The 5181-nt window shown below is 69.9% G+C and carries 3 protein-coding genes and 2 pseudogenes; all 5 read right to left on the bottom strand.

What is annotated here, in order from left to right:
• Positions 1–70: pseudogene (locus tag ACIBJC_RS38615) on the bottom strand (ATP-binding protein); the annotation flags it as partial.
• Positions 51–701, bottom strand: coding sequence for a DUF742 domain-containing protein (locus ACIBJC_RS38610; RefSeq protein WP_399301240.1), 651 nt, complete (start codon positions 699–701; stop codon positions 51–53). The pseudogene ACIBJC_RS38615 and the gene ACIBJC_RS38610, both read right to left, overlap by 20 nt.
• 103 nt (positions 702–804) lie before the next feature.
• Entirely contained in the window at positions 805–1218 is a 414-nt protein-coding gene (locus ACIBJC_RS38605) for a roadblock/LC7 domain-containing protein (RefSeq protein ID WP_010984131.1), read from the bottom strand.
• A 10-nt stretch (positions 1219–1228) separates the two neighbouring features.
• Positions 1229–4741 carry a nitrate- and nitrite sensing domain-containing protein gene (locus tag ACIBJC_RS38600; protein ID WP_399301238.1) on the bottom strand — a complete coding sequence of 1171 codons (3513 nt, stop codon included), beginning with the start codon at positions 4739–4741 and terminating at the stop codon, positions 1229–1231.
• A gap of 338 nt (positions 4742–5079) precedes the next feature.
• Positions 5080–5181 (bottom strand): annotated as a pseudogene (locus ACIBJC_RS38595) (ATP-binding protein); the annotation flags it as partial.

The following is a 5181-nucleotide window of genomic DNA, read 5'->3' as shown; positions in this document are numbered from 1 at the left end:
CGCCCGCCACCACGATCTTCGCGCTGGTGGTTGAGCGGGCCGCACCGCCGCTAGAGCTTGCGAAGTCCACTGAGCACCCTTTCGAGCAGTGTCACGTCTGGCTGGCCACCGGTGGCCTCGTCGCCACCGGGCTGATGGATGGCGACAAGGCCCGCCTCCGCCAGGTCGGCTACGAGGATCCGGGCCACGCCGAGGGGGATGGAGAGGAGCGCCGAGACTTCGGCGACCGATTTGATCTCGAAACACAGTTGGCAGATCCGCTGGTGCTCGGGCAACTGCCCCTGCAACTGGGACGGATCGGCCGTCGTACTGACCAGCGCCTCAAGGGCGAGCTGGTACCGCGGCCGGGTCCGGCCGCCGGTCATGGCGTACGGGCGCACCAACGGGTTGTGCGTGCCCATGGAAGGCTCGGCTTCCGGGGAACGCCTCGGCTGCACCGGCTGGATGCGGGGCTGCCGGGGCTGGTCGTACTCGTACGGCTGTGGCGGGGGAGGGGGAGGGGGCTGGTACGGCTGTCGCTGCGGTCCGCCGCGCCCACCGCCCTGCCCGCCGTGGCCCTGTCCGCCCTGGTCATGGCTCGGCTCGCCCTGTCCACCGCCCTGTCCGCTGGGCGTGGAGGGAAAGTTGAACCGGTTCTGGGCATACTCACCCGGAGACCGGGGGCCACCGTCATAGGGATGCCCGCCTGGGGGTGTAGCCACGTTTCCTCCTCCGACTGCCGGGGCGCCGGGCCCGATCCTGGCGGACCTGTGAAATCCGCGCCACCGCACCCTAATGGTGCGGCGGCAAACAGCGCGCTGTCTGTCAGTTCAGCAGACTTCCCTGGAGCTCCGCACGCAGGTCCGGGGTGAGGACCGTACCGGCACGGTCCACCAGGAGGGCCATCTCGTAGCCGACCAGGCCGATATCGGCCTCGGGGTGGGCCAGTACGGCGAGGGACGAGCCGTCGGAGATGGACATCAGGAAGAGGAAACCGCGCTCCATCTCGACGACGGTCTGGTTCACGGCCCCGCCCTCGAAGATGCGGGACGCCCCCGCGGTCAGCGAGGTCAGACCCGACGCGACGGCCGCGAGCTGATCGGCGCGGTCACGCGGGAATCCTTCGGACATGGCCAGCAGGAGTCCGTCGGCGGAGACCACCACCGTGTGGGACACCCCTGGGGTGTTGTCCACAAAGTTGGTGATCAACCAGTTCAGATTCTGCGCCGCCTGGCTCATCGGGCTCACACTAACGCTCCTGGTTGTAGGTACTGCCCGGGCCGCGGCCCGGTCCGTTCGTGTCCGCTCCGGCGTTGCGGCCCCGCTCGACGCCGCGCCGCAGGTTGCTCAACCGGCCCCGGATGTCCTCCGGGGCGCGGGAGACCTGGGGGCCGCTGTGCGTGGTCTGCTCCGCGGCGCCCTCGACCAGGTTGGCCTTGGGCACACGGCGCGGCAGACCGGACGAGGTGACGCCGCCGGCCTTGGGCTCGCGCAGCTTCTCCGCACGGTGCCAGCGCTCGTCGTTCCTCGCGCGCCAGTCGTCCGAACCGGCCGTCTCCGCCTGCCCGTTGCCATTCTGCCCGGCACCGCTCTGTCCACTGCCGTTCAGTCCGGCGCCGTCGCTCGGGAGACTGCCCTCGCCGCGGCCCGGGTCCTGCTCAACGCTCTGCTCGTCCTGGAAGTTTCCCGAAGTGGTGCTCCGGCCGTTCAGCGCCGTCGATGAGGTCTGTCCGGCCGGCTGTCCTTCGTCCTCACCCGCGGGCTGCCACGGCGCTGGTGACTGCGGCTGCTGGGGCTGGCCGCCGCCACGGCGCGGCAGACCCGCGTCCGTCAACGCGTGACTGGCGCTCGGGGAGGGACCCGGACGGTTCAAGCCTACGTTGTCCCGGGCGTTCCCGGGAGCGCCGAGGCCCGATTCCGGTTCGGCCGGACGCTCGGAGTCGTACGTACCCGGGTAGGCACTCTGATCGGCCCACTCGCCCTGGTGGGGCTGGGGGGTGAACAGATTCTCGTACGTGCCCTCGGCGCCCTGCGCGGCGGGGTACGGGGACTCCGTATATCCCTGCTGCCCGGGGGACCCCTGCTGCTGCGGAAAGGCGTCCGACGGCTGGTACGTATCGGGCGAAGGGTACGTCTCGGACGGCTGATACGTGCCGGGCGCGCGGTACTCCTCGAATCCGCCCGTGGCGAACTCGGCGTCCGCCGGGGGGAAATCGGCCGCAGGGGCCGGGAAGTCCGCGCCGGGTGCGGGCTGTTGCGGTGCGTAGCCCGGCTCGTACCCCTGCTCGTACGACGGCTTCCCCGGTGCGTACCCGTCGTCCGCCCCGTCGCGGTACTGGCCGTCCACCTGGTCCTGGAACAGCGGCTGGTCGCCCACGGCGTCCTGCGGAGGCGTCCCGAGGGCCGCACGCCGCTCCTCGCGCTTGAGCGAGCGGTTGACGGAGTCGAGCGGCGCCGGCTGGTCCGCCTGCGGCTGCTGGTCGTACCGCGAATCGTCGAAGCCCAGCTCCGCCGCCGTCAGCATCGGAGCGCTCTGGAAGACCTGCTGCTCACCCTCGGGGTGGTTCGGCTGGTCCGGCATGATCTGCGAGACGGTGAAGTCCTCGCCCTGGCCGGGGGCGCCGCCCCCGCCGCCGTGCGTGATCGCGTCCGGCAGCATGACCAGCGACGTCGTGCCCGCCTGCTCGCCCGAGGGGCGGAGCTGGACCCGTACACCGTGCCGGTCGGCGAGCCGGCCGACCACGAACAGGCCCATGCGCTGGGAGACCGTGGCGTCCACGGTCGGCGGGTTGGCCAGCTTGTGGTTGATGTCCGCGAAGTCCTCGGCGGTGAGACCGATGCCCTTGTCGTGGATCTCGATCATCACGCGGCCGTCGGGCAGCCGGGTCGCGGTGACGCGGACCTTCGTCTGCGGGGAGGAGAACGTGGTGGCGTTCTCCAGCAGCTCGGCGAGCAGGTGCACGAGGTCGGTGACGGCCTGGCCGTGGATCTCCGTCTCCGGGACCCCGGTCAGCTCGATGCGCTCGTACGACTCCACCTCGGAGGAGGCGGCGCGCAGGACGTCCACCAGCGGCACCGGCTGGTTCCAGCGGCGGCCGGGCTCCTCGCCGGCGAGGACCAGCAGGTTCTCGCCGTTGCGGCGCATCCGGGTCGCGAGGTGGTCCAGCTTGAAGAGGTTGTCCAGCTGGTCCGGGTCGCCCTCGTTGTTCTCCAGGTCGGAGATGAGGGTCAACTGGCCCTCGATCAGCGACTGGTTGCGACGTGAGAGGTTGGTGAAGATCGCGTTGACGTTGCCGCGGAGCATGGCCTGCTCGGCGGCGAGCCGCACCGCCTCGCGGTGGACCTGGTCGAAGGCGCGGGCGACTTCGCCTATTTCGTCGCGCGAGTCGATCGGGATGGGCTGCACCCGGGTGTCGACCCGGCCGGGCTCGGCCCGCGAGAGCTGGTCGACCAGCATCGGCAGCCGCTGCTCGGCGATCCCGAAGGCGGCCGTACGCAGCGACAGCATCGAACGGCTCATCTGCCGCGCCATGATCCCGGCCAGGATGAAGGCGGCCAGCAGGGCGATCAGCACGATCCCGCCGTTGATGATCGCGTTGTTCCTGGCGTTGCCGGCGATCGAGGACGCCTCGGAGACGGCCTTGTCGACCAGGTCCGTCTCGATCGTGTTGTACCCGTCGAACTTGGCGGTGGAGGCTGCCATCCAGGTCTCCGGGGTGACCCCGCGCTCGGCGAGCTTCTCGGGGCTGTCACCGGTGGCGATCGCCGCCACCATGCCGTCGAAGACGGAGCCGTCCTTGGTCGGCGGGGCGGTGAACTCCTTGCCCGCGGCGGCGGCCTGCTGCTGCGCGGCGGCGAGCTTCCTGCCCGCCTCGGCCGTCTGCGCCTTCATGACCTCCTGGAGCTTGACCGCGTCCGCCTGGGTGCCGCCGGAGACGTACTCGCCGATGGCGATGTCCTCCAGGTAGGCGTACGAGGAGAACGCGATCGTCTGGCCGCTCTTGACGTCGTCCTTCTGGCTCGGCCTGACCAGCAGGTGCGTCCCGATGGAGCGCTGCAGCGACTCGGCGCCCTTGGCCAGCCCGATGGCGTAGACCGTACGGCCGTAGCTGGTGATGTTGCCCGTGCCGAGACCGAGTTCGTTGGCGAACTCCATGAGGGTGTGCTCCAGCGGCACGTACGCCTCTTCGGTGGCCACGGGTCCGCCGTTGCCGCCGCTCTTGTCCGGGGTCTCGACCCCGGCGGTGAACGCGGTCTTGCGGATGTTCTCCAGCGTGGGCTCCACGCTGCGGAACAGCCCCAGGCGGCGTTCGAGGCCCTGCTCGGCGGGCATGCTCCGCACCGCCAGGTCGAACTTCTTCTTCGCCGCGTCCGTGGCCGCGTAGCTCTCGGTGACGATCTGCGCGTCCCGCTTGTTGGTGAGCAGGGACTGCGCGGTGAGGTCGCGCTCGTTGAGCAGCGCGTGTCCGTATTCCGAGGCGGCCCGCACGACGAGGGCCGTCTCCTCGGCGCCCTGCGCCGCCTGCCAGGTGTCGACGGAACCCTTGACCTGGAAGCCGCCCATGACGAGACCGACCATGACGGGGACGAGGAGAATCGCGTACAGCCGGGTGGTCACCCGCCAGTTGCGCGGGGAGAACCGGCTGGAGCTGCCGGCCGCCGGAGGCGGACCGGTCGTGACGGCAGGCGCGGCTGCGCGCGGCGGCGGGGTGAAGTTCCCCCGCGCCTTCTGCTCCGCGGAGCTCGTCGTGCTTCGCCTCACTCGACCAACAACCTCTCGGCGTCGGCACCTACGTTGTGCCGTGTTTTGTTCAGGGCCGTACTACTCGGGAGTTCTCGAATTCCAGCACGGGGAACCCTCCCTTTCCAAACAGCAGGAATCAGCCATTCCGAGTGGTGCAAGCCTCACATAAAACGGGCATAAAGAACGAGCCGCGGCAAAAAGCGGGGTCGGTATGAGCGCAGGGGCACCGGGCGAGTGCGCCGGGTGGCCGGAGAGCGTGAATTCTCTGTCGAAATGTTATGAACACAGAGGTGGGCCGTGTCAAAGGACCTGGCCCACCTCCGGGTATGCCTACGGCAACTTCCGTAGACGGCCGCCTACTTCAGTCGTGCCATGAGGGCGTGTTCGACGAGGGTGATGAGTCCGCTTTTGGCGTCGGCGCGGTGGCGGGCGTCGGTGGTGATGATGGGGGTGTCGGG

This window comes from Streptomyces sp. NPDC050509 (assembly GCF_044457965.1).
In the GTDB taxonomy this organism is placed as follows: Bacteria; Actinomycetota; Actinomycetes; order Streptomycetales; family Streptomycetaceae; genus Streptomyces.
This window is presented reverse-complemented; position numbering and strand designations above follow the sequence as displayed.

Bases quoted from the DNA above. Each gene is read 5' to 3' on its own strand.
- ACIBJC_RS38605 (WP_010984131.1), bottom strand. From the start codon at position 1,218: ATGAGCCAGGCGGCGCAGAATCTGAACTGGTTGATCACCAACTTTGTG.